This window comes from Rhodococcus sp. MTM3W5.2 (assembly GCF_001984015.1).
In the GTDB taxonomy this organism is placed as follows: Bacteria; Actinomycetota; Actinomycetes; order Mycobacteriales; family Mycobacteriaceae; genus Rhodococcus_G; species Rhodococcus_G oryzae.
The window spans coordinates 4554468-4573750 of record NZ_CP019572.1; the positions used below are offsets into that span (position 1 = coordinate 4554468).

20 protein-coding genes, 1 tRNA gene and 4 pseudogenes are annotated in these 19283 nt (G+C 68.5%); 6 read left to right on the forward strand and 19 right to left on the reverse strand.

Annotation, left to right across the window (positions count from 1 at the left end; all coding sequences use genetic code 11):
- Nucleotides 1-187: 187 nt before the first annotated feature.
- The 7 genes from BTZ20_RS20580 to BTZ20_RS20610 form a co-directional block, all read right to left on the reverse strand.
- Nucleotides 188-1000, reverse strand: a complete 813-nt coding sequence (locus tag BTZ20_RS20580; RefSeq protein WP_077042636.1) for a CPBP family intramembrane glutamic endopeptidase — start codon at nucleotides 998-1000, stop codon at nucleotides 188-190.
- 65 nt (nucleotides 1001-1065) lie between these two features.
- Nucleotides 1066-1141 (reverse strand) — tRNA-Ala (locus BTZ20_RS20585).
- Between the two features lie 121 nt (nucleotides 1142-1262).
- Nucleotides 1263-1964 carry a phosphoglycerate mutase family protein gene (locus tag BTZ20_RS20590; RefSeq protein WP_077042637.1) on the reverse strand — a complete coding sequence of 234 codons (702 nt, stop codon included), beginning with the start codon at nucleotides 1962-1964 and terminating at the stop codon, nucleotides 1263-1265.
- A 10-nt stretch (nucleotides 1965-1974) separates the two neighbouring features.
- A complete protein-coding gene (gene glpR, locus BTZ20_RS20595; RefSeq protein WP_077042638.1) occupies nucleotides 1975-2724 on the reverse strand; it encodes a gephyrin-like molybdotransferase receptor GlpR in 750 nt (249 codons plus the stop codon).
- Between the two features lie 185 nt (nucleotides 2725-2909).
- Nucleotides 2910-3566 carry a GNAT family N-acetyltransferase gene (locus tag BTZ20_RS20600; RefSeq protein WP_169310523.1) on the reverse strand — a complete coding sequence of 219 codons (657 nt, stop codon included), beginning with the start codon at nucleotides 3564-3566 and terminating at the stop codon, nucleotides 2910-2912.
- A gap of 3 nt (nucleotides 3567-3569) precedes the next feature.
- Nucleotides 3570-4829, reverse strand: coding sequence for a gephyrin-like molybdotransferase Glp (gene glp / locus BTZ20_RS20605; RefSeq protein ID WP_077042639.1), 1260 nt, complete (start codon nucleotides 4827-4829; stop codon nucleotides 3570-3572).
- A gap of 23 nt (nucleotides 4830-4852) precedes the next feature.
- Complete coding sequence (locus tag BTZ20_RS20610; protein WP_077043867.1) at nucleotides 4853-5773, reverse strand: UTP--glucose-1-phosphate uridylyltransferase; 921 nt, start codon at nucleotides 5771-5773, stop codon at nucleotides 4853-4855.
- Nucleotides 5774-5869: 96 nt separating this feature from the next.
- On the opposite strand from BTZ20_RS20610, the pseudogene BTZ20_RS20615 reads away from it, so the two are divergent.
- The 4 genes and pseudogenes from BTZ20_RS20615 to mscL all read left to right on the forward strand — a co-directional run bounded on the left by BTZ20_RS20615 (nucleotide 5870) and on the right by mscL (nucleotide 8111).
- Nucleotides 5870-6453 (forward strand): annotated as a pseudogene (locus tag BTZ20_RS20615) (5-formyltetrahydrofolate cyclo-ligase).
- Nucleotides 6454-6541: 88 nt separating this feature from the next.
- Entirely contained in the window at nucleotides 6542-6844 is a 303-nt protein-coding gene (locus BTZ20_RS20620) for an FmdB family zinc ribbon protein (RefSeq protein WP_077042640.1), read from the forward strand.
- A gap of 88 nt (nucleotides 6845-6932) precedes the next feature.
- The gene (locus tag BTZ20_RS20625; protein WP_077042641.1) at nucleotides 6933-7622 is read left to right on the forward strand and encodes an SAF domain-containing protein; all 690 of its coding nucleotides are present in this window, start codon (nucleotides 6933-6935) and stop codon (nucleotides 7620-7622) included.
- A 96-nt stretch (nucleotides 7623-7718) separates the two neighbouring features.
- The gene (gene mscL, locus BTZ20_RS20630) at nucleotides 7719-8111 is read left to right on the forward strand and encodes a large conductance mechanosensitive channel protein MscL (RefSeq protein WP_077042642.1); all 393 of its coding nucleotides are present in this window, start codon (nucleotides 7719-7721) and stop codon (nucleotides 8109-8111) included.
- Nucleotides 8112-8220: 109 nt separating this feature from the next.
- Here the strand turns inward: mscL and BTZ20_RS20635 are convergent, their stop codons facing one another.
- The 12 genes and pseudogenes from BTZ20_RS20635 to mrf all read right to left on the reverse strand — a co-directional run bounded on the left by BTZ20_RS20635 (nucleotide 8221) and on the right by mrf (nucleotide 18775).
- A complete protein-coding gene (locus tag BTZ20_RS20635) occupies nucleotides 8221-8907 on the reverse strand; it encodes an MspA family porin (protein ID WP_077042643.1) in 687 nt (228 codons plus the stop codon).
- An 81-nt stretch (nucleotides 8908-8988) separates the two neighbouring features.
- On the reverse strand, nucleotides 8989-9648 hold the full coding sequence (locus tag BTZ20_RS20640; protein ID WP_077042644.1) for an MspA family porin: 660 nt from the start codon (nucleotides 9646-9648) through the stop codon (nucleotides 8989-8991).
- 295 nt (nucleotides 9649-9943) lie between these two features.
- A pseudogene (locus tag BTZ20_RS20645) lies at nucleotides 9944-10620 on the reverse strand (MspA family porin).
- Between the two features lie 62 nt (nucleotides 10621-10682).
- Complete coding sequence (locus tag BTZ20_RS20650; RefSeq protein ID WP_077042645.1) at nucleotides 10683-11354, reverse strand: MspA family porin; 672 nt, start codon at nucleotides 11352-11354, stop codon at nucleotides 10683-10685.
- Nucleotides 11355-11974: 620 nt separating this feature from the next.
- Nucleotides 11975-12472 carry a molybdenum cofactor biosynthesis protein B gene (locus tag BTZ20_RS20660; protein WP_037176160.1) on the reverse strand — a complete coding sequence of 166 codons (498 nt, stop codon included), beginning with the start codon at nucleotides 12470-12472 and terminating at the stop codon, nucleotides 11975-11977.
- A 110-nt stretch (nucleotides 12473-12582) separates the two neighbouring features.
- A pseudogene (locus BTZ20_RS20665) lies at nucleotides 12583-13991 on the reverse strand (trypsin-like peptidase domain-containing protein).
- Nucleotides 13992-14097: 106 nt separating this feature from the next.
- The gene (locus BTZ20_RS20670; protein ID WP_077042646.1) at nucleotides 14098-15585 is read right to left on the reverse strand and encodes a sensor histidine kinase; all 1488 of its coding nucleotides are present in this window, start codon (nucleotides 15583-15585) and stop codon (nucleotides 14098-14100) included.
- Nucleotides 15585-16270, reverse strand: a pseudogene (locus BTZ20_RS20675) (response regulator transcription factor). Before BTZ20_RS20675 ends, BTZ20_RS20670 begins: the two are co-directional and overlap by 1 nt.
- 72 nt (nucleotides 16271-16342) lie before the next feature.
- A complete protein-coding gene (locus tag BTZ20_RS20680; RefSeq protein WP_077042647.1) occupies nucleotides 16343-16954 on the reverse strand; it encodes a trimeric intracellular cation channel family protein in 612 nt (203 codons plus the stop codon).
- A gap of 69 nt (nucleotides 16955-17023) precedes the next feature.
- Nucleotides 17024-17197, reverse strand: a complete 174-nt coding sequence (gene rpmF, locus BTZ20_RS20685; RefSeq protein ID WP_077042648.1) for a 50S ribosomal protein L32 — start codon at nucleotides 17195-17197, stop codon at nucleotides 17024-17026.
- 37 nt (nucleotides 17198-17234) lie between these two features.
- The gene (locus BTZ20_RS20690; protein WP_077042649.1) at nucleotides 17235-17486 is read right to left on the reverse strand and encodes a type B 50S ribosomal protein L31; all 252 of its coding nucleotides are present in this window, start codon (nucleotides 17484-17486) and stop codon (nucleotides 17235-17237) included.
- Nucleotides 17483-18775 (reverse strand): ribosome hibernation factor-recruiting GTPase MRF, encoded by a 1293-nt coding sequence (gene mrf / locus BTZ20_RS20695; protein ID WP_077042650.1) that lies wholly within the window; start codon nucleotides 18773-18775, stop codon nucleotides 17483-17485. The genes BTZ20_RS20690 and mrf overlap by 4 nt, the downstream gene beginning before the upstream one ends.
- 106 nt (nucleotides 18776-18881) lie before the next feature.
- On the opposite strand from mrf, the gene rpmB reads away from it, so the two are divergent.
- Both rpmB and rpmG read left to right on the forward strand, forming a co-directional pair.
- Nucleotides 18882-19118 (forward strand): 50S ribosomal protein L28, encoded by a 237-nt coding sequence (rpmB, locus tag BTZ20_RS20700; protein ID WP_072751748.1) that lies wholly within the window; start codon nucleotides 18882-18884, stop codon nucleotides 19116-19118.
- Nucleotides 19118-19282 (forward strand): 50S ribosomal protein L33, encoded by a 165-nt coding sequence (gene rpmG / locus BTZ20_RS20705; RefSeq protein WP_077042651.1) that lies wholly within the window; start codon nucleotides 19118-19120, stop codon nucleotides 19280-19282. Before rpmB ends, rpmG begins: the two co-directional genes overlap by 1 nt.
- Nucleotide 19283: the final 1 nt, after the last annotated feature.

Below are 19283 nucleotides of genomic sequence, written 5' to 3' on the forward strand. Positions count from 1 at the left end.
GCAGACCGCGGACACAGAAAGACGTCCAGGCCGTCCAGATTCTTGTAATGACCAGCGCCCCTCCGTCGCACGGCGATGACGTCCCGGGCCGCTGAGGCGACATGAAGTAGATCACATCCGGCGTGCGCCGAATGTCTGTTTCGCGAATGACATGGACAGCTGTCCGACAGCCTGTCGACCCGAGCGTCTACGTGCGGGGTGCCACCGCGTGGTCGGTGCGGTGGGACGGTTCGATGTCACGCCGTTTCACCAACAGAATGATGGCCAGGATCGGGTAGGCGAGGATGGGGGCGAACGACCCGATGTAGCCGTGCTGGTCCAGCACGATGGCGGAACCGCTGAGCAGTGCAAAGTCGAAGAGTCCGTGCAACACGGAGTTGAGCGCGTTGCTGCCAGAGACCCGGCGAGTGAGATAGAAGAAGTACCCGGCGAGGCTGACCATGATCGCCTGAGGGATCGCGGAAACGCCATGTCCGAAGATGTTCGACAGGTGGACAGCGCCGAAGATGAGGCTGGACCACAGGGCAACCCGGCCCTCCCGGAGGCCGTGATTGCGCAGCATGGTCACACCGATGCCACGGAACATTCCTTCCTCGCCCCATCCGACGAACTGGGTGGCGACGAGGAGGGCGATGATGAACAGCCAACCCTTCTCCGAGAGCGCGCTGTAGTCGATGCCCAGCAGGATGGAGGCGAGCAGAATGACGGGCACGATCCATACCCAGCGGTTGACCGGGCGGTCGTCCTTGATGGCAGGCCGCCACCATCCCAGAGCCGCGATGACCCCGTACGTGAACGCCAGAGCGAGCCCGAGGGGGATCACCATCGTGAAGACGACCCCGCGGGTGGTGAGGGTGTCACCCTCGTCGCCCCAACCCGCGATGAGGTGGCCGCCGAACTGGATGATCGCCAGGTACACGATGACGACAACGGCGAAGGCAAGGTAGGAAAGATGCCGCCCGGTGATGCGGGGGGCGGCCTCATGTTCAGGTGCGTTCACCGCATCAAGATTAAGGCCCGGACAACGCAAAAGGCGCTCCTCCCGGAGGAGAAGCGCCTTTCGACTGGTGGAGCTGAGGGGAATCGAACCCCTGACCTCTTCGATGCGAACGAAGCGCGCTACCAACTGCGCCACAGCCCCGAACCACGCTCCCGTAGGAACGCTCGGCAACTGTAGCAGCCCGGCCCGCCACAGAAAAATCGCCCGGTCCGGAGGGGATTCACCTCGCATCGGCGGCGTTTCCGACCCCGGTGAACGCGGGTCACTCGGGGCCGGCGACGCCCGCGCGAGTGGTGTCCAGGATGGTCTGCCCCTCCGGGACGGCCCGCCATTGATCGAACGGCTGCTCCAGTGCGAACCGGCCGTCGGCCTGCCGCACCAGCGTCCGGGTCTCGGCATTGCCCGGGTTGTTCAGCGACTCGAAGTACTCGACCGACCAGTGGAACCAGCGCATGCAGAACAGCCGCATGGTCAGCCCGTGCGTCACTACGAGAGTGTTCGGAGGGAAACCGGGCTTGGCGCGGTGCCGGTACAGCGTCTCCATGAAGGTGCTCACGCGATCGAAGACGTCGGCGCCCGACTCACCCTCGTTGAACCGATAGAAGAAGTGCCCGTATGTGTTGCGCAGCCCGGTCTGCCTGGCGATCTCGTCCGGGTCCTGATAGTTCGCCCAGTCCTGCTCGCGCAGACGCGGTTCCTCGATCCGGCGCTCGATCAGATCGTCGATGCCGAGCGCCTCGAGGGTCTGGTAAGCCCGCAGGTACGGCGAGACGTACACACAGACCTTCTGCCCGTCGAACTGTTCGCGCAGTCGCTCCCCCGCGACCCTGGACTGCTCCACACCGCGCGCGGTCAACGGGATCCGGTAGTCGGGCACCCGCTCGTAGATCCCTGGATCGATGTTCGCCTCGGACTCGCCGTGCCGGAGCAGCACGATCCGCTCCGGCCCGGCTCCGTCCGCCATCCGCGTCAGGCTACTGACCGACGACCCGGCGCATCTCCTGAGGAGCCGCCTCCTCCTCGAACCGGACGTCGTAGTGCTCGAGGTGCTCGAACACCGGGTCCTCGTCGTCCACTTCGAGCACCACCGCCCCTGGCCTGCGCAGCCGCGACGGGATCAACCGCAGCTCGTCGTCCTCTCGGGACTCCACGCCGAGCCGGGAGCGGCTCAGGCGTGCCATACGGCGACGTCGGATCTCCTGCTCGAACTGAACCTGCCTGCGCATGTACGCCAGGTACCCACCGAGGCCGACAAAGGCGGCCGCGGCGACCCACCACAGCATCGGCGAGATGATGAGCGCGAGCGCGGCCGACATGATCGCCAGCAGGATCAGACCGAGGACGGCACGCTGCCGGAAGCCGTACCGCGCGGCCCGCGCGAGGGCATCGGCCTCGGGGTCGAACCCGCCGCGACCGCGGCGCTGCGGGACGTACTCACGAGCCTCGGCCCGCTCGTCGTCCAACTCGTCGACTTCTACCTGGGTGTCCATGCGGTCCTCCGCATACCTGGGGCGAGTGGGTTCGCGGCGCCAGTTCGGGTCGCTGCGGTGTCCTGAGGCGGGTCCGCGGTGCTGCTGACGCGCGAGCTGGTCGCGGTCGAGCACACGGGTCGCCAGTGCTGCATCGGTGGTCTGACGGATTCGGGGGCGACGTTTCACCTGCATGGGCAGCAGGACGAACAGCCACATCCCGACCAAGGCGATCCACAGGATCGAGTTCGGCATACCGGCGACCTCCCTCCCAGTCGTCTACCAGCACATATGACTCAATCAGCCCATTCAGGCTAATTGCCACGGCGCGCAGTTCCCCGCAGACGCGCCGACTCAACTTTCCCAACTGTCACAATAGTCACTCGCTCCAGTGGTGTTTTGCACTACCCGTCCCCAAGCGGATCCGCCCGGGTCAGGGGTCACCCCCAGGCTGCCTTGCCCGCCCGGACCAACCGGTCGCTGACGGTGCCCTCGACCTCCTCGATTGTCATCGCCACCAGCAGGTGATCGCGCCACGCACCGTCCACGTCCAGGTACCGGCGCAACAGTCCCTCCTCGCGGAACCCGACGTTGCGCAGCACCGCCTGACTCGCCAGGTTCTCCGGGCGAACGGTGGCCTCGACCCGATGCAACCCGAGCGCACCGAAGCTGTGGTCGAGCCCGAGCGCCACCGCGGCGGTGGCCACCCCCTGACCGCCCACCTCCCTGGTCACCCAGTAGCCGATCCATGCGGACCGCAGCGCCCCGCGCACGACGTTTCCGATCGTCAGCTGCCCACAGAACTTTCCGTCGAGTTCGATGACCAGCGGCACCATCCGGCCCTTGCGCGCCTCCGAGCGCAGCGAGGCGCACAGCCCGGGCCAGTTCCCGATGTGATGGCGGTCCTCCCACGGGCCCTCACCGGTCGGCTCCCAGGGTTCGAGATGCTCCTGGTCGCGAATTCGGATACGGCTCCAGGCAGCGGCGTCGCGCAGCCGGATCGGGCGCAGCGTCACCCGTCCGGCGCCCACCGTCAGCGGGCCCAGATGCGCCGGCCAACCCGGGTGAATCGAGTACTTGCGCAGCGATGTGCCCAACCCTCAGCCTCGCTGCGCAAGGAAGGCAACGTCGACCTCGTCGCCGGTCCGGACCTCGGTGACCTCCGGAGCGACCAGGACGAGACAGTTCGCCTCCGCCAGCGTCGCCAGGAGGTGCGAGGACGCGCCTGGCGCCCCGCCGAGCGCCTGCACCAGGTACTCCCCCGTCGACTCGTCGCGCATCAGCTGCCCACGCAGGAAACCCTTGCGGTTCTCGATCGAGGTGATCGGCGCCACCGTGCGCGCAGTCACCACCCGGCGCATCGGCTGCCTACGGCCGAGGGCGATCCGGATCAGCGGCCGGACCATCACCTCGAACACGACCAGCGCACTGACCGGGTTGGACGGCAACAGGAACGTCGGCACCTCGTCACGGCCGAGCTGACCGAATCCCTGCACCGAACCCGGGTGCATCGCCACCCGCTCCACCTCGAGGTCGCCGAGGTCGCGGAGCGCCTCGCGGACCTGATCGGAGGCCCCGCCGCCGACCGCCCCCGCGATGACCACGATCTCCGATCGGATCAGCTGACCCTCGACCACCTCGCGCAGCCGACGGGGATCGGTGCCTGCGATGCCCACCCGGTTCACGTCGGCGCCTGCGTCGCGCGCGGCCGCGGCGAGCGCGTACGAGTTCACGTCATAGACCTGACCGGGGCCGGGGGTGCGGTCGATGTCGACCAGCTCGCCGCCGACGGAGATGACCGACAGCCGCGGTCGGGGATGCACCAGCACCTTGTCGCGCCCCACCGCGGCGAGCAGACCGACCTGGGCCGCGCCGATGATGGTGCCCGCACGCACCGCGACGTCGCCGGGCTGCACATCGTCGCCGATGCGCCGGACGTAGTCACCGGAACGGACCGGCCAGAGCACCTTCACGCGGTTCAGGCCGCCATCGGTGCGGTCGAGCGGCAGGACCGCGTCGGCGAGGGTCGGCAGCGGCGCCCCGGTGTCCACGCGCACCGCCTGACGCGGCTGCAGCCGGATCGGCTGGCGCGAACCGGCGGCGACCTCGCCGACCACGGGCAGCGTCACCTCGACGGGCTCGTCGTCCTCGCCCCGGTTCTCCCCGCCTGCACCGGCGACATCGACGCTGCGCACGGCGTAGCCGTCGATCGCGGCCTGATCGAATCCCGGCAGCGGGCGCTCGGTGACCACCTCTTCGGCACACAACAGACCCTGGGCCTCCGAGATCGCCACCCGGACCGGCCGGGGTGCGACCGCGGCAGCCGTCACTCTCGTCTGCTGCTCCTCAACCGAGCGCATGTAGTCACTGCCTCCCGACCCCACTAATGTCCCGTCTGCTGCAGTCTCTGAGTGAGCCAGTCGCGCAACGAAGGACCGTATTCTTCACTGTCCAGGGCAAAGTCAACCGCAGCCCGCAGGTAGCCTCCGGGATTTCCGAGGTCGTGTCTCGACCCACGATGCACCACCACGTGCACCGGGTGACCCTCCGAGATCAGCAACGCGATCGCATCGGTCAACTGCAGTTCGCCACCCTGACCCGGGGTGATCCGGCGCAACGCATCGAAGATCGCCCGGTCCAACAGGTACCGGCCCGCCGCCGCGAACGTCGACGGCGCGTCCTCCGGCTTCGGCTTCTCCACCATCCCCACGACCTTGAGGACGTCCGGATTCGTCGCGTCCGGCACCTCCTCGACATCGAAGACGCCGTACGCACTGACCTGATCCTTGGGCACGTCGATCGCACACAGCACGCTGCCGCCGCGCTTCTCCCGGACCCGGGCCATCGTCTCGAGCACCCCACGCGGCATCACCAGGTCATCGGGCAACAGAACCGCGATCGCATCCTCGTCGTCGTCGAGCACACACTCCACGCACCCGACGGCATGACCGAGCCCGAGCGGTTCCTCCTGGATCACCGACTCCACCTCGAGCAGACCCTGAGCCTTGCGGACCTTCTCGAGCAGATGCGACTTGCCGCTGGCCTCGAGCTTGCTCTCGAGCACCAGGTCCTCGACGAAGTGCGCGACGACCCCGTCCTTGCCCTCCGAGGTGACGATCACCAGCCGGCTCGCACCGGAATCGGCGGCCTCACCGGCGACGAGCTCGATGCCAGGCGTGTCCACCACCGGCAGCAATTCCTTCGGCACCGTCTTGGTCGCGGGCAGGAATCTGGTGCCCAGACCCGCCGCGGGCACCACCGCCGTGCGGAAGTGCCTGTTCTTGTTGGTGCCGGCCTGTGTCATGAGCACACCCTATCCATCTCGTCCGTGCGCACCGGATTCTAGGGTGAGCACGATGGGAACGCGGATCAGGGGAACAGGGTGGCATCGGTGACCGAGGTGACGACGAAAGCGCAGTGGCGGGCCAGGGTGCTCGCCGCCCGTCGTTCACGCGACGCCGTGACCAGGGAGGCGGAGGACCGCGCCCTCGCCGCGGCGGCCTCGGCGCTCGGCGACACGCTCGGACCCGACGCCACGGTCTGCGCGTATGTGCCGGTCGGGGTCGAACCGGGATCGACGGCACTCCTCGACGCCCTCCGACCTCGGGTCGGACGGGTCCTGCTGCCCGTTGCCAGGGAACCCGGCCCGCTGCACTGGGCGGAGTACCACGGCACCGAGGCCCTGGTCAGCGCGCCGTTCGGCCTGCGCGAACCCGGGCATCCACACCTACCGCCCTCGGTGATCTCGGAGGCGACGGCGATCCTGATCCCCGCGCTCGCGGTCGACGAACGGGGGGTCCGTCTCGGTCGGGGGCGGGTTTCTACGACCGAACCCTCGACCTTGCCGATCCGGCTGCCCGCCTGATCGCGGTGGTCCGTGACGACGAGGTGGTCGGCGAGCTGCCCGACGAGTCACACGACATCCGGGTCGGCTGGGTCCTCACCCCGGTCGGCGGGCTTCGTGCACTGGGAATAGGAAGCTGATTACCGGCGTTGGCACTCCTGACTGTAAAGTGCTAACGCCTGCCGTATCACCACCCAGGCCTGAGTACCCCGTGCGGAGGATCCTTCAGTGCCCACCTACTCGTATGCCTGCACCGAATGCAGCAACCGGTTCGACATCGTCCAGTCCTTCACCGACGACACCCTGACCGTGTGCTCCGAGTGCTCCGGCAAGCTGCGCAAGCTGTTCAACTCCGTCGGCATCGTCTTCAAGGGCAGCGGTTTCTACCGCACCGACAGCCGCGGTGGCGGCGGCACCGCCAGCGAGCCAGCCAAGTCCGATTCGTCGGCGTCCTCGACCCCGGCGAGCAGCCCGTCGACCAGCACGTCGACGTCCACCGCGAGCGCGGGCGCGACCTCGTCTGCCACCTAGCCCCTAGGTTCTCCACAGCCGTCTGATCCCTCCACAGGCGCGCCCTGCGGCGGCTCTGACGGCCGGCCGCGGACCCTAGCGTGGCCCCATGGACCGCGCACCGATCCCCGGCAGCCGTCGCGCCGAACGGCTAGACCCGACCTGGGGCGACCGGCTCTCCCTGCTGACCCGGCCGGGATCGGCCCGCATCGCCGTCGCCCGCCGGGTGCTCGCCGCCGCACTGGCCCTGACCGCCCTGATCCTGCTGCTGCGCGGCGACCCGTCAGACGATCAGGTGGCCGTCGTCGCGGCCGCACGCGACCTGACGCCCGGCCTCGTCCTCGGCGCCGACGACGTGCGGCTCGTGCAGTTGGGTGCCGCGACGGTGCCCACTGGCGCCCTGCGTGGCATCGAGGACGCCGTTGGCCACACCCTGACCGGCCCCGCCAGGGCGGGCGAGATCCTGACCGACCTCCGCATGCTCGGTCCGCGGCTGGCCAACGCGGCCACCAACTCGTCCGACGCCCGCGTGGTGCCGATCCGGCTCGCCGACCCCGAAGTGACCGACCTGTTACGCGAGGGCGACCGGGTGGACGTGCTGACCGTGAATTCCGACACCGAGGGGCCCGCGCCCGACGCCCGGGTGCTGGCCTCCGCCGCGACGGTGATCCTGGTGTCCCCCAAAGATTCCGGCCGTGGTGCACGCGAGCGCGTTGTGATGCTCGCGCTGCCTGCGGGCGAGGCGACGACGGTCGCCGCGGCCTCGCTGTCGACCGCACTGACGGTCACGTTCCATTGACGCCCGGACGGGCGTCCGGTTGCCCCGCCACCTCCGGTGTCCATAGCATTTCCCTGTCCGAGAGCATCACCAGCCGACGGAACGGAGACCCAACTCATGTTGAAGGGCTTCAAAGACTTCCTGCTCAAGGGAAACGTGCTCGACCTGGCCGTCGCGGTGATCGTCGGCGCGGCCTTCACCGCCATCGTCACCGCATTCACCGCAAATATCGTCGAACCCCTGATCGCCGCCCTCGGCGGCTCGAACGAGATGGGCTTCGGCTTCCAGATCACCGACAGCCCGGAGACGTTCGTGAACATCGGCGCCGTGATCACCGCGGCGATCAACTTCATCATCATCGCGGCCGTCGTGTATTTCATCCTCATCGTGCCCTACAACCACACCAAGGAGCGGTACATGAAGCAGGAGGAGAAGGAGGCAACGGACATCGAGTTGCTCACCGAGATCCGCGACCTGCTGGGCAGTGACACCGCCAGGCACCGGGGCTGAGGAGACGGACACACGTCGGGCCCGTACCGAATTCGATACGGGCCCAACGTTTCCAGATCAGGTCGGTGCAGTTTCGAGCGACCTGCAAGCAGTCGCTAGCGGCGTCTGATCAGCCGATGCTGAAGGGCTGGCCCCAGAGGGTGACGGTGCCCTTGACGTTCTCGGTGTCGACGGTGACGTTGACGTAGGAGCGGGCCTGCGCGTAGCCGGCGCAGCCCTCGACGCCCATGGTGGAGTCGGCCCAGGTGACGCTGCCAGTGGCGCCCTCGAAGGAGTGCTCGCCGGAGTGCGACTCGCCGCCGAAGTCGTCGGCGGACTCGAGGTCGAGGACCGAGAAGCTCGCTGCCTCGCCGGGTCCGATGGAGATGTTGCCCGCGCTGTCGGCGGTCATCGCTGCGTCGCCGTCCTCGTTGGCCCATGTGGTGCCGCCGCCGGCGTTGTGGCCGGTCTCGCCGCCGAGGGTGAGCTGGCAGGCCACGATGTAGCCGGGCTCGATGTCGCCGCCCTCGGCGCCGGAGCCGCCGGAGATCTCGACCTTCGCCGAGCCGGAGACCCACACGTTGCGGTGCAGCGGGGTCGCGCCCATGGAGCCGGAGATGTTCGCGGACTCGCCGGACATGGTGACGGTGACGACGGTGCCGTCGGCGAGGGTCTTGGTGATGGTGCCGCCGGGCAGCGGCACGAAGGTGTCGGCGTTCGCCGCACCCGCGGAGAAGAAGCCGAGGGCGATGGCGGCGGCGCTGCCGAGCGCGGCGGTCTTGAGCCCGCGACGCAGGCCGGTGCTGGAGACGTTCATGTTTCCCCTGTTCAGGGTCGGTCAGCTCGCGTCACCGCGAGCAAAAGGGATGGACGAAAGGAAGAGCGGAGGGCGCGCGTGTCAGCCGATGCTGAAGGGCTGGCCGTACAGGGTGGTCTTGGAGTAGTCGTTGCCGACGATCTCGACCACCGTGTACGAGCGGGCCTGCGCGTAGCCGCCGCAGTTCTGGATCTCGATCTGGGTGTCCTGGTACTGCACGGCGTACTTGCCGTTCTTCTTGATGTCCTTACCCGCGACACCGACGAACTTGACCTGACCGGCGGACACCGGGACCGTCAGCGACCCGGAGATCGACGGACCGTCCATGCTCACGCCCATCCCGATGGACCCACCCAGACCGGTGATGTCGACCTGGCAGCCCACGATGTAGCCGGTGCTGATCCGCGAGACCCCGTGCGTGGAGGAGTTGTTGGTGCCCTTGTCGTTGGTCGCCCCGTTCCACGGACCGGCCTCGCCCTCACCGGAGACACCGGTGACATCGGCGGTGACGGTGCCCGAGACCCACGCGGTGCGGCCGGCGCCGTTGGCGGCCAGCGACGGCGAGATCAGGACACTCTCGCCGGTACGCCCGACGACCGCACCCGGCCCGGCCTTCTGCCCGTCCGGCAGCGGCACAAACGTGTCGGCATGCGCCGCGCCGGTTGACATCAGGCCGATAGCCACGGCCGCGGCCGCACCGACACCAGCAATACGGATGCCGCGCTTACGGATCTCGCTCATTGAATCCCCTCACAGGTCTAGCGCTCACCTCTCGCCTGACCAGGCGGTGAGCACGGTTGCCCCGCAAAGCTAAATGGTTGAACACCCCACGAATAGATCGGAAACCTCACTTTTACACATCATTAACTGAGGGGGTGACCCAGGTAACAGCAAAAAGCCGGGGACGACGGAAATGTCCGTTTCGTCCCCGGCTTCTGCCGGCCGATCACACGAGCGTGATTGAGTCTCATCCCGTTCGTGATTGGGCCTTGACTGTTTTGTGATTCATCTCACCGATGGTTCGTCGGGCCTGAGATCAGCCGAGGCTGAACGGCTGACCCCACAGGGTGATGGTGCTGCTGACGTTCTTGGTGTTGGCGGTGACCTTCACGTAGGAGCGGGCCTGCGCGTAGCCGGCGCAGCCCTCGACGCCCAGGGTGGAGTCGGCCCAGGTGACGCTGCCGCTCTTGCCCTTGAAGCTGTTGGCGCCGGAGTGCGACTCGCCACCGAAGTCGTCGGCCTTCTCCAGGTCGAGGAGCTTGACGTTCTTGGCCTGGCCGGGAGCGATGGACAGGTTGCCCGCGCTCTTGGCGGTCTGCTTGACGCTCTCGCCCTCCCAGTTGGAGGACATTCCGGTGTCGGCGCCGCCCTTGCCGCCCAGGGTCAGCTGGCAGGCGACGACGTAGCCGGGCTCGATCTTGCCGCCGTCGGCGTTGGCGCCGGAGAGTTCGACCTTGGTGGAGCCGGAGACCCACACGTTGCGGTGCAGGGGGTCGAGCCCAACGACGGGGAGATGTTGGCGGACTCGCCGGTGCGCGTGATGGTGACGACGGTGCCGTCGACGAGGGTCTCGGTGATCGAGCCGTCGGGCAGCGGGACCAAGGTGTCGGCGTTCGCCGCGCCTGCGGACAGGAAGCCGAGGGCGATCGCGGCGGTGGCACCGACGGCGGCGGTCTGCAGCCCGCGGCGCAGGCCGTTCTTACTGGCGTTCATTGTTCCCCTCTGAGGGTCTGGGTTCGCGATAGCGAGAAAGTGTGTGGGCGAAGAAGATCAGGTCAGCCGATGCTGAACGGCTGGCCGTACAGGGTGGTCTTGGAGTAGTTGTCGCCGACGATCTCGACCACCGTGTAGGAACGGGCCTGGGCGAACCCGCCGCAGTTCTGGATCTCGAGCTGGGTGTCCTGGTACTGGACGGAGTACTTACCGTTCTTCTTGATGTCCTTGCCCGCGACGTTCACGAACTTGACCTGGCCTGCGGAGACCGGGACGGTCAGCGAACCGGAGATCGAGGGACCGGAGAGGTCGATGCCTGCGCCGATGGAGCCGCCGAGTCCGGTGATGTCGACCTGGCAGCCGACGATGTAGCCGGTGCTGATCCGCGAGACCCCGTGCGTCGAGGAGTTGTTGGTGCCCTTGTCGTTGGTGGCACCGTTGAACGGCCCCACCTCGCCTTCCTTGGTGATGCCCTTGACGTCCGCGGTGACCGTGCCCGAGACCCACGCGGTGCGGCCTGCGCCATTGGCGGCCAGCGACGGGGAGATCAGGGCGCTCTCGCCGGTGCGGGAGACGACCGCTCCCGGTCCGGCCTTCTGCCCGTCGGGCAGCGGCACCAGGGTGTCGGCCTGCGCCGCACCGGTGGACATCAGGCCGATCGCCACCGCCGCAGCGGCGCCTGCGCCTGCGATGCGGGCGCCACGGCGCAGGCCGGACTTGCGGTTCTCGCTCATTCGTTCCCCTCAAAGGTTCTGCTACTTCTCAACCTCGACCGCCGAGGCTGATGAGTGGTCCATACGGCCCGGCGAAGTATTGCCAACAATGGTGACCGCGAGGTGAACTCGAGGTGATCAATGCGGGGCTGAGATTCGCCGGAGATATTTCCCCGAATACGAGGGAAAAGCTCCCGGCAGACGCGCATTTCTGAGCTCCGCCGACCCTGTTCCTGTACTGACTCGCGGAGGAGATTAACCACGCCTGACCAGCATGGCAACGTTTGGAGAACCGGAGAACCGGGTGAACCGCACCACTTCGTCAAGGTTGTGTTTCGCCATTCGGCGAAACGTGAACGAAAGGGTTGACAATTTCGCGGGGGAGGTGTTCACCCAGCGTTTCATCGCCGTCAATGTCGCGGCTTCCTCGGCCGATATTCGCAATCGGACAAAACGGGATCAGCCGTGGTGTGGAGGAACCTGCCGCCGCAGCCAATCGTCGGCCGACGAGGACTCATCGGCCGAGCCGTCGGAACGTTCGTCCCTGGTGGTCTCGGGCAGGACATCGCCGAAGACGCGCGCCAGCCGGGCCCGATCGATCGGGTCCCGGCTGGGTGCGTTCTCGGCGCGGTCGGCGATGACTAGTCCTCTATCCCGGAGAGCTCGCCGATCACGTGACCGGCGAGCGGGCTGAGCGTGGCCATCCCGTCTCGAATGGCCGCTCGGGACGATGCCAGGTTCACCACGAGGGTACTGCCGGAGACCCCGACGAGTCCCCTGGACAGCCCGGCGTCGAGCGCTCCCGCCGCCAGGCCCGACGAGCGCAGCGCCTCGCTGATGCCCGGGATCTCACGGTCGAGCACCGCCGCGGTTGCGTCCGGCGTGACGTCGCGGGGCGAGACCCCGGTTCCGCCAACGGAGATGACCAGGTCCACACCACCGATCACCGCGGTGTTGAGTGCGTTGCGGATCTCCACCTCGTCCGCCGACACCGCGACGGTCGCATCGACGAGGAAGCCCGCCTCTCCGAGCAGTTCAGTGACCAGCGGTCCGATCGCGTCGACCTCTGCACCGTGGGCAGCGCGGTCGTCGACGATCACGACGAGGGCCCGCCCGGCAAGTGTGGCTTCGATGTCCATGACTCCTACGGTAGTGCCCGGCACCACGGCAGGACCCGACCGCCCGTGAATCCGACGGACCGCGACGGACGAACGGCCGTGCCCGTCGGCACGACCGTTCGTCGGGTACATCAGCGACCGCCCTGCGTCGGTGCGGTGCCGAGGGTGACCTCGACTGTCTTTTCCCCGAGTCCCTTGGCATCGGTGTAGGTGATCTTCACCTTGTCCCCCGGCGCGTGCGAGCGGACCGCCGCGATCAGGGCGTCACCACTGTCGATGACGCGATCGTCGACCCGGGTGATCACCGCGCCCCCGGGGATTCCTGCCTGCTCGGCGGGACCACCGGGCGAGACGTCCTTGACGCCTGCCCCGTGCGAATCATCCTTGGAGGGAACCGTGACTCCGATGATCGCCTGCGAGGCCTTGCCGGTCTTGCTCAGCTCGTCGGCGATGCGCCGGGCCTGGTCGACCGGAATCGCGAATCCGAGGCCGATCGAGCCGCCCTGCTGGCCGCCCGCCTGGGCGCCGCCGAGCGTGGCGATCGCCGTGTTGATACCGATCAGCCTGCCCTCCATGTCGACGAGCGCCCCGCCGGAGTTGCCCGGGTTGATCGCCGCGTCGGTCTGGATGGCGTCGATGACCGTGCTCTGGTTCGCGGCTTCCCCGCTGGTGGACACCGGCCGGTTCAGCGAGGAGATGATGCCGCTGGTGACGGTGCCGGCCAATCCGAGCGGCGACCCGATCGCCACGACGCCCTGACCGACCTGGAGGTCGGCGGAGTTTCCCAGCTCGATCGGGGTCAGGTCGCTCTTGCCGTCGACCTTGATCACCGCGAGGTCCGACATCGGGTCCGTGCCGACCAGCTTGGCGGCGGCAGTGGATCCATCGGAGAACGCGACCATGATCTTGCCGTCCGGGCCCGCGCCCGCCGCGACGTGATTGTTGGTCAGGATCAGCCCGTCCGAGGACAGGATGACGCCCGAGCCCTCGCCCTCGGCCTGTCTGCCCGCGACCTGGATCTGCACCACGCTCGGCAGCACCTTCTGCGCCACCGCCTGCACGGAGCCCGCGGGCGCGTTCGCCGCCGGCTTGGCATTGGCCTGCGGGGCGTTCAGCGAGTTCGTGACCGGACCGGAACTGTCGCCAGCTGCCCAGGCACCCGCGATCCCGCCGATACCGCCGCTGACAAGGGCAAGCGCGATCGCACCGGTGGCGAGGGCGACGCGGGAGGGCCGGGGTTTGGTGGCCGTGGACGCACCAAGCGCGCTGCCCGCGTCCGCGGTCGGGGCGGCGGCGCCTACCCCGCGGTCGGGTACTGCTCGGTCGGCCGGTAGGCGCCGTACGGTGCCTGCGCGTACCCCTGCTGCTGATAGGGCTGCTGGTACTGCGGGTACGCAGCAGTCGCCTCGGCCGACGCCTGCTCGTGGCCTGCCTGCGGCATTCCGACGGTCGGGGGGGTCGACTGGTGGCTGGGCTGCGACGGCGCCTGCTCTTGGCCCGGCTGCGGCTGGTTCGGCTGACTGCTGCGGTCGTCGGTCATCGCGATTGGTATCCGTTTCTCCCCTGCGCGCCCTCGGCGCACTGTGTTCGATCTCGTTACTCACGACTCTGCCCGAGCGGTCTGAGAGGGTGCTGAGATCAGGCTGTCAGTTTGCCGAGACCCTTCCGCTCGCCTGTCCGCCCGGCACGAATTCGGCCTCTCCAGGCAGCACGATCGTGATGAGCGCACCCCCGAGCTCGGACCGGCCCGCCTCGACCGTGCCACCGTGCTTGACCACGACCTGCCGGACGATGGCCAGCCCCAGCCCGGATCCGGGCATCGATCGGGCGGCGGTCGACCGGTGGAACCGCTCGAACACCAGCTGTCGGTCCTCCTCCGGGATGCCGGGGCCCGCGTCGGCGACGGTCAAAGCGAGGCGACCGCTGTCGAGCTGCTGCATCCGGACCTGGACTGCCTGGCCGGGCGGACTCCACTTGGCCGCGTTGTCGAGCACGTTCAGCACGGCCCTCGCGAGGCCGGCGCCGTCGCCGTAGACGAACCACGGGATCGTGTGTGCCTCGAAGTCGACCTCGTTGCGCCGCCTGCGAACCCGTTCGAGCGAGCGTTCAACGGTGTCGCTGAGATCGATCCTCTCGTGCACGGTCTCGGGCGCATCCTCCCTGGCCAGATCGACGAGATCGCCGACCAGGGTGGAGAGCTCCTCGATCTGTGCGACCACGTCCTCGCGCAGTTCCGCCATGTCCTCGTCCGGAATCTGCGGCGCCCCAGGGCGTCCCGCAGCGATGAGCAATTCCATGTTGGTGCGGAGCGAGGTCAGAGGCGTACGCAGCTCGTGGCCCGCGTCCGCGACCAGCCGGCTCTGCCGGTCTCGCGACTCGGCGAGCGCCCGCAGCATCGTGTTGAACGACACGGTCAGCCGCGCCAACTCGTCGTTGCCGGTGACCGGGATCGGGGTGAGGTCGTCGGTTTTGGCAACCCGCTCGGCGGCCGCGGTGAGACGCGCGATCGGTCGTAATCCGGTTCGTCCCACTGCCATTCCGGCCAGGGCGGCGAGTCCGACTCCACAACCGCCGACGGTGAACAGCACCCACGCGAGCCGATCGAGCACCTCCCCCGTCGTGGCAAGGCGTTGTGCGATCACCAGGGTGCTGCCGAGATTCGTCCGCTGGGTGAGCACGCGCTGGCCGTCGACGGTGCGCAGCGAGCTGTCGTGTTCGCCCTTGGCCACCGACATCTCGGCGTTCCCGATCGGCGCGTTGGAGCCGGGCGGCATGTACACGTTCTGGTCAGGGAAGATCAGCGCGACGCTGATGTCGTCGGAGTAGAAGGTGGCCAGCGAGATGTACCGGAAGTCCATCGCGTCGAGGTTGTTGTCGATGAGGGTGGCCGAGCGCGTACGCAGCTGCGAGTCGACCTCGGCGTAGAGCGCGCGGGAGACCACCGCGTACGCGGCGATGGCCATGACCGCCACCGCGATCGCCACCACCGAGGCCGCGAGCAGGGTGACGCGCCAGCGCAGCGACACCGACCGCGTCAGCGGCATCGGTGGCCGCATCTCGGGCATCGGTGTCGGCTCACCGTTGGTGCCGTTGCCGTTCGTGGCCGTGCCGTTCCGACCGAAGGGGGCAACCATCACGGGGGCGTCTCCCGGAGCACGTAGCCCACACCGCGCACGGTGTGGATGAGGCGAGATTCCCCTCCGCCTCGGTCTTTCGCCGCAGATACCCCACATACACCTCCAGTGCGTTGCCCGAGGTCGGGAAGTCGTAGCCCCATACCTCCTCGAGGATGCGGCTGCGGGTGAGCACCCGGCGCGGATTCGCCATCAGCATCTCGAGCAGTGAGAACTCGGTGCGGGTGAGGCTGATCGAGCGGCCCGCCCTTGTGACCTCGCGGGTGACCGGGTCGAGGGTGAGGTCCTCGAAGGTCATCGCCTCCGATTCGGCCCCCACGTCGGGCGTGGCACGGCGCAGCAGCGCGCGCAGCCGGGCGAGCAACTCCTCGAGCGCGAATGGCTTGGGCAGGTAGTCATCCGCCCCCGCGTCGAGGCCCGCGACCCGCTCCGACACCGAGTCCCGCGCCGTCAGAACGAGGATCGGGAGGTCGTCACCCGTGCTGCGCAGCCGCCGGCACACCTCGAGCCCGTCGAGCCGCGGCATCATCACGTCCAGCACCAGCGCGTCGGGTCGCGCCGCCGCGACCTTCTCGAGCGCATCGACGCCGTCGACGGCGAGGTCGACGGTGTAGCTGTTGAAGGTCAGGGATCGGCGGAGGGATTCCCGCACGGCACGGTCGTCGTCGACCACCAGGATGCGCATGGTCACAGTTTGACCCCACGAACTGAGATCACGCTGAGAGGGGTCTGAGCGGCGACGGTCAATTGTGACCCCTCAGCTCTCGGACACCCGGGGGCCTGGCAGGTTCCAGTGCCGCCACAGCGCGAGCAGTCGCACCGTCGAGGCCGACACCGTGCCCACCACGAGCCCGAGGTTCGGCGTGAGCCCGAACTCCAGGCACGCCACCGTGACCGTGGACCCGATCAGCGCGGGCACCGCGTACAGGTCGCGGTGCAGCAGCAGCGGCATCTCGTTGACGAGCATGTCGCGCAGCACGCCGCCGCCGATCGCGGTTGTCGCCCCGATCAGGCACGCGGCCTGGTTGCTGGCGCCCGCGGCGAGCGCGATGACCGCACCACTGCTGGCGAACAGCCCCATGCCGATGGCGTCGAGCACCAGGATCTCGCGGCGCAGTTTCGAGAACGCCGGGTGCAGGAAGAACACGATCACGGAGGTGACCAACGCGGTGGTGAACGTCGGCCAGGTGTTCAGCGCGGTCGGCGGGTGGATGCCGAGGAGCACGTCGCGGATGACACCGCCGCCGATGGCGGTGAACACCCCGAGCAGACAGACCCCGAAGATGTCGAGGCGCTTGCTGACGCCGACGAGGGCGCCGGAGGCGGCGAACGCCACGACGCCGATCAACTCCAGCACCTTGAGCAGCACCGGTCCAGGGTGCCACGGCGGCGTGCGGTCAGCCGTCAGCCGGTCCGGGACCGGCCGACGGCCATCGGGTCAGCGCGCGCCGGGTTCGTAGATCCCGAGCCGCACCGCGCGGACCAGTCGCCGCGGCACCCGGTGGGTCACCCCGCCGACGGTCACCTCGACCAGGTCCGGTGCGGTGGTCTTCCACTGGGCTCGGCGGCTGCGGGTGTTCGAGCGCGACATGCGTCGCTTCGGGACTGCCATTTCCTGTTCGCTCCTTCTGTGGTGTCGGGTGAGGCCGTCAGCGCGTGCGCTTGCCGTACCGGCGCTCGAATTTCTCGACGCGGCCCGCGGTGTCCATCAACCTGGCGGCTCCGGTCCAGAACGGGTGCGACTCGTTGGTCACGTCGACCACGACGAGGGGGTAGCGGTTGCCGTCCTCCCAGTCGATGCTGCGGTCGCTGACGATCGTGGACCTGGTCAGGAACGTCGACCCCGTGGCCGAGTCCTGGAACACCACCGGGTGGTAGTCGGGGTGGATGCCGTTCTTCATGCGCGGTCCTCTCTGTTGGTCTCGCCGGGTAGCGAGTCGATTGCCTGCGGTCCTGGCACGCCGTCGGTGCCCCCGTCCTCGCAGGGGTCCTCGTGCCATTCCCCGAACGGGTCCGGCCAGCCGGCCCAGTCGGACTCGCGGCGCAGCTCCTCGTCGGTGACGAGGGCCCACCGCAGGGTCCGGTCGATGTGGTCCGGATCGGCGGCGTGCACGAGCACGATCAGCGAGGTGTCGCGGTCGCCGAACCGCTCGTCCCAGCGCAGCGCCGCCAGGGCGCGGCGGGCGGTCGACACCGACTCCTGCTCCTCCGCGGTCATGGCCGCGAGCCAGCGTCCTGCGGCCGCGACCCGCAGCCCGCCGCCCGCGGATTCGAGCCAACACACGTGCTCGGGCTGGGTGGCCAACCACAGCCGACCGCGCGCGGTGACCACGCCGTCGAGCAGCACGTCGACGGCCTCGTGCAGGCGTTCCGGATGGAAGGGACGATCGGCGGTGAACTCGATGATCGCGACGCCACAGTCCTCGTCGAGCGGCGGTTCCCCACGCAGCAGGGCCGAGTGCGCGTCGCCGACCTCGCCTCGCCTGGCGCCCGCGGGAATCCGCGCGAGCAGCCGCTCGGCCTCGACCGCGCCCCCCTCGGCCACCCAGTCGATCGGCGCCGACGGCGCGAGCCGGGTCAGCACGGCATGCAGCTTCGCCTGCGCCCAGCCGTCGGCCGCGCGACCGGAGACCACCAGGGCGTCGGCGTGGTCCACCTGCCCGACGACCAGCTGCGCGACCGTGCGCTCGTCGTCGCCGCCCGCCGTCAGTCCCCGATCGTCCAACCCGTCGTCGCCGGTCGCGTCGTCGAGCCAGGTCGCGGCGTCGATGCAGGTGACGACGGCCTCGACCCGCACGTCGCGCGATGCCGGACCGTCGATCTGCCCGACCACCCCCGCGACCGCGACGTGCTCGATCGCCCAGCACAGCGCCTCGGGTTCGAGCGCCCGGTCCAGGTGCAGCACGATCCGCCGGACCGAACTGCGGGCGTGCAGGCGACGCAGCAGGGGCAGCAGGTCCTCACGGAGCGTGCAGGAGACGCAGCCGTGGGCGAGCTCGAGGATGTGGGTCCGAGCGATGCCGTCGGTCCCGGTGACCGTGCGGCGCAGGATGCCCTCCCGCAGGTGCCCGAGGTCGTGGTGCACCAGCACGGTCCCGTCGTCGAGTAGGGCCCGCGCGGTGGCGTCGACGGCGTCCGTCCACCCTGACACCAGAACCAGCGGCGTCCGCCGATCACTCACCTTCAACACCTCTTTCGATAACGATTGTCATTAGCTGAAGGCAACGCTACAGTGAACTCACGCTGTTGTCGAAAATGATTGTCATCTCTATGCGAGAGGGCTCAGGAGGAACACCATGTCGGCGCACTGCCAGGTGACCGGACGCAAACCGGGATTCGGTAAATCCGTGTCCCACTCCCACACGCGGACCAACCGCCGCTGGGACCCGAACATCCAGAAGAAGACCTACTACCTGGCCGGCGAGGGCCGCCGCATCACGCTGACCGTCTCCGCAAAGGGCATCAAGACCATCGACCGGGACGGCATCGAGGCCGTCGTTGCCCGGATCCGCGCACGGGGAGAAAAGGTCTGATGGCGCGCAACGAGGTCCGCCCGATCGTGAAGCTCAAGTCCACCGCCGGCACCGGGTACACCTACGTCACCCGCAAGAACCGCCGCAACGACCCGGACCGGATGGTGCTCCGCAAGTACGACCCGGTGGTCCGCAGGCACGTCGATTTCAGGGAAGAGCGCTAGG

Bases quoted from the DNA above. Each gene is read 5' to 3' on its own strand.
- BTZ20_RS20590 (WP_077042637.1), bottom strand. From the start codon at position 1,964: ATGGCGGACGGAGCCGGGCCGGAGCGGATCGTGCTGCTCCGGCACGGC.
- glpR (WP_077042638.1), bottom strand. From the start codon at position 2,724: ATGCCGAACTCGATCCTGTGGATCGCCTTGGTCGGGATGTGGCTGTTC.
- glp (WP_077042639.1), bottom strand. From the start codon at position 4,829: ATGCGCTCGGTTGAGGAGCAGCAGACGAGAGTGACGGCTGCCGCGGTC.
- BTZ20_RS20610 (WP_077043867.1), bottom strand. From the start codon at position 5,773: ATGACACAGGCCGGCACCAACAAGAACAGGCACTTCCGCACGGCGGTG.
- BTZ20_RS20625 (WP_077042641.1), top strand. From the start codon at position 6,933: ATGGACCGCGCACCGATCCCCGGCAGCCGTCGCGCCGAACGGCTAGAC.
- mscL (WP_077042642.1), top strand. From the start codon at position 7,719: ATGTTGAAGGGCTTCAAAGACTTCCTGCTCAAGGGAAACGTGCTCGAC.
- BTZ20_RS20635 (WP_077042643.1), bottom strand. From the start codon at position 8,907: ATGAACGTCTCCAGCACCGGCCTGCGTCGCGGGCTCAAGACCGCCGCG.
- BTZ20_RS20640 (WP_077042644.1), bottom strand. From the start codon at position 9,648: ATGAGCGAGATCCGTAAGCGCGGCATCCGTATTGCTGGTGTCGGTGCG.
- BTZ20_RS20650 (WP_077042645.1), bottom strand. From the start codon at position 11,354: ATGAGCGAGAACCGCAAGTCCGGCCTGCGCCGTGGCGCCCGCATCGCA.
- BTZ20_RS20660 (WP_037176160.1), bottom strand. From the start codon at position 12,472: ATGGACATCGAAGCCACACTTGCCGGGCGGGCCCTCGTCGTGATCGTC.
- BTZ20_RS20670 (WP_077042646.1), bottom strand. From the start codon at position 15,585: ATGGTTGCCCCCTTCGGTCGGAACGGCACGGCCACGAACGGCAACGGC.
- rpmF (WP_077042648.1), bottom strand. From the start codon at position 17,197: ATGGCAGTCCCGAAGCGACGCATGTCGCGCTCGAACACCCGCAGCCGC.
- BTZ20_RS20690 (WP_077042649.1), bottom strand. From the start codon at position 17,486: ATGAAGAACGGCATCCACCCCGACTACCACCCGGTGGTGTTCCAGGAC.
- rpmB (WP_072751748.1), top strand. From the start codon at position 18,882: ATGTCGGCGCACTGCCAGGTGACCGGACGCAAACCGGGATTCGGTAAA.
- rpmG (WP_077042651.1), top strand. From the start codon at position 19,118: ATGGCGCGCAACGAGGTCCGCCCGATCGTGAAGCTCAAGTCCACCGCC.